Origin of the sequence: Morganella sp. GD04133 (genome assembly GCF_029835375.1) — a bacterium.
In the GTDB taxonomy this organism is placed as follows: domain Bacteria; phylum Pseudomonadota; class Gammaproteobacteria; order Enterobacterales; family Enterobacteriaceae; genus Morganella; species Morganella morganii_B.
Map to the genome: position 1 here is coordinate 1 of NZ_JAODZS010000079.1, position 3125 is coordinate 3125.

Sequence of the window (3125 nt, forward strand, 5' to 3'; positions counted from 1 at the left end):
GCTTCCATTCCGCCGTATTTGGCTTTCCAGTTGTAGTAGCTGGCTTCGGATATACCGGCTTCACGGCAGATATCTTTGACTGTCCGTCCAGCTTCGACGGATTTCAGAACGGCGATAATCTGATGTTCAGTAAATCGGGCTTTGCGCATAGCGATCTCCTCAGAATACATATCAGTATGGATGAAGATCTCTGAAAGTGAATGGGACTTTTTTCCGGGATACTTACAGAGGTGAAGGATAATGTACTTTCAGCAAGTAATTCATTAATGCAATCTTTAGCTCTAGATATTAGATCATCTTCATCATTAAGACTATAATATTCAGAGAAATCATTATTTTCAGAAATAAATTCATGCACGCTATTTTGCCAATAGTCTAATAGCAAATCACGAATTTTATCGGATAGCGCTATCTCTCCTATGGTATTGGATATTTGAGCTAGTATATTTAATTCATCATGGATTAAATCAGCACCATTTAATAGTAAAGATGACTCCACATAATGTTTAATATTAACACAACCAATCCAATCTGGAATATTTAAAGAAGCCCAGCTGACAATCTCGAGCACTTTGAAATTATTACCAGCATAGAATCTTTCAAATTCAAAATACTCTGTCTTTATAACTTTCGCTGATTTTATTTTTTCAGTCAATGGTACTTTATTACTGGAGACAACAATGCGTATAAATTCTAATATATAATCTTCATCTTTATAAGTTTCAATTCTACCCAAAAACAATCTTTATATCTTTGAGGAAGGTTACTGAATCATATATGGTTATAGAGTATTTTTGCCTTATCCAATAAATCTAGATTTTTAACTTCAACTTCATACTCATGCTTTTCAGTATTACCTATGTGAAATAATTCACTCGATGACTTCCCTTGATTTAATATAGTTGTTCGATAAGTAAGAATTAATTTTTTATCTGTATCATTTCTAATTCTATTAATGAACCTTACGATTTTCGAGTCCTCTTTATTTCTTAAGGCATTTAAATAATTCCTTCCAAGAAAATCATCATATAAAAATAGTTGTTTTTTATTTGGCAATATAACTCTTTCACCTTCCTCAATGTCATTTTCTATATAAATTAATTCGTATTCTTCAAGAATATAGTGAAGACATAATTGCTCGGCTAAAGTTGTTTTTCCTACTCCTGGTGCTCCAGTAATAATTAAGGTGTTAATTATATCAAGTTTGTTTTTTGCGATATTGAAGTCGTGTGTTTGTACATAATTATCAACATTGCTTTTGATTTGCTGAATAATATGATTACTTTTTCCAATTACATCATTATGAAGTAACGAAAATAGCACCTCTATACTATTAAGCCATAGCTTATAATATTTTCTTTCAATATCTTTATTTTGGGATAGTTTATGTGTGATGTCATCTAATGATAATATATCATCACTTCTTAAATACTGACTTCCAAATATTTCTATAATTTCATCTTTTCTTATATTTGTTAACCCTTGACATATTGCTAATATGTACCGTGAAGGATTCAGAGTTGTAACTTTTGGTGCTTCTAACTTTAGACTATTAATTAATGAAGAATAACTTGATTTTACATAATGTTTACTTTGTATAATAACATTACTAGAGCCTATTGACGCGAGTTTCTGTTTTTGCAAAAGTATTTGTGTCATGATTGCGGTAAACCCCAACCCTATTCTACCGCAATCGCTCAGAACCGTTTTGTAACATAGCGTCAAACATTATGCGAATCATGGTATGAGATAACGAAATCCAGCTCTCCGGCTGGCTAATCATGTTGGTTCCTTTATCCCTGATAACGGCTTTTTGTCTCTGCTCATCCAACAACTGATCACCGCGGGCTTTCTTTATCCATCCACGTTCCTTTTTTTATTGACCCCAAACAAAAATATGACAGTGCATTACTTCTATAATTACCGCTTATTTACTCTCATATAGATGTGGTCACATGGTTAACAAACTGAATCTTAACTGGCCTGAATTTTTAGAAAAATACTGGCAGAAAAAACCCGTTGTACTGAAAAATGCATTTCCTGATTTTGCCGACCCTATCACGCCGGATGAACTGGCCGGTCTGGCCATGGAGCCGGAAGTTGACAGCCGCCTGGTCAGCTTTATTGATAACAAATGGGAAGCGAGTCACGGCCCGTTTGAGGACTACAGCCAATTAGGCGAAAAAGGATGGTCACTGCTGGTACAGGCTGTCAACCATTGGCATATGCCTGCCGCAGAACTGGTGAAACCGTTCCGGGTGCTGCCTGAGTGGCGTCTTGATGACCTGATGATTTCTTACTCAGTGCCCGGCGGTGGTGTCGGACCACATATTGATAACTATGATGTTTTCATTATCCAGGGCATGGGTCGCCGCCGCTGGCGTGTGGGTGACGCCCTTCCCATGCGTCAGTTCTGCGCTCACCCGGCATTACTGCATGTCGACCCGTTTGAGCCGATTATTGATGTGGAAATGGCACCGGGCGATATTCTGTATATTCCGCCGGGATTCCCTCACGATGGTTTCACCTTCGAAGATACCATGAACTATTCTGTCGGCTTCCGCGGACCGACCGGCCGTGATCTGCTGAGCAGCTTTGCAGACTACGCACTGGAACAGGATCTGGGTGGCGTCAATTATGGTGATCCGGACCTGACAGTACGTGAAAACTCAGGCTTAATGGAATCTTATGAGGTTGAGCGCCTGCGTGCCATGATGATTGAAATGATCAACAAGCCCGGTGATTTTGAGCAGTGGTTAGGCCGTTTTGCAACGACCCCGCGCCATGAGCTGGATATCGCACCTCCGGAACCACCGTATCAGCCGGAAGACGTGCTGAACGCTCTGAATGCTGGTGAAAAACTGATACGGCTGAGCGGACTGCGTGTTCTGCGTATCGGGGAACATTTCTTCGTTAATACCGAAGGCTGGATGACCACTGAAATTAAAGGTGCGGATACATTGTGCCGGTTAACCGAAGTCGGCGTGAATGAACTCGGTGAAGCACTGAAGAACCCGGGTTTTGTTGCGGAATTAACCGAATTTATCAATCAGGGATATTGGTATTTCGAGGAATAAGTCACATCTACCGGACAAGATAAAACACCTGCTGATGGGTGTTTTATC

The 3125-nt window shown here is 39.3% G+C and carries 4 protein-coding genes; 1 reads left to right on the forward strand and 3 read right to left on the reverse strand.

The features are described 5' to 3' along the window. The 3 genes from N7387_RS21035 to N7387_RS21045 form a co-directional block, all read right to left on the reverse strand. Positions 1–149, reverse strand: a 149-nt coding sequence (locus N7387_RS21035; RefSeq protein ID WP_279800920.1) for a transposase, incomplete at its 3' end; no start/stop codon positions are given. Next, entirely contained in the window at positions 104–736 is a 633-nt protein-coding gene (locus tag N7387_RS21040; protein ID WP_279800917.1) for a hypothetical protein, read from the reverse strand. The genes N7387_RS21035 and N7387_RS21040, both read right to left, overlap by 46 nt. Positions 737–771: 35 nt before the next feature. Continuing rightward, positions 772–1659: an ATP-binding protein gene (locus N7387_RS21045; protein ID WP_279800918.1), complete on the reverse strand. Its 888-nt coding sequence runs from the start codon at positions 1657–1659 to the stop codon at positions 772–774. A gap of 296 nt (positions 1660–1955) precedes the next feature. Here N7387_RS21045 and N7387_RS21050 point away from each other — a divergent pair, with 296 nt between their 5' ends. Next, a complete protein-coding gene (locus tag N7387_RS21050; protein WP_279800919.1) occupies positions 1956–3077 on the forward strand; it encodes a cupin domain-containing protein in 1122 nt (373 codons plus the stop codon). Positions 3078–3125: the final 48 nt, after the last annotated feature.

What these genes read in the sequence shown, in the direction of transcription:
- N7387_RS21045 (WP_279800918.1), bottom strand. Translation starts at nt 1,659, where the DNA reads ATGACACAAATACTTTTGCAAAAACAGAAACTCGCGTCAATAGGCTCT.
- N7387_RS21050 (WP_279800919.1), top strand. Translation starts at nt 1,956, where the DNA reads ATGGTTAACAAACTGAATCTTAACTGGCCTGAATTTTTAGAAAAATAC.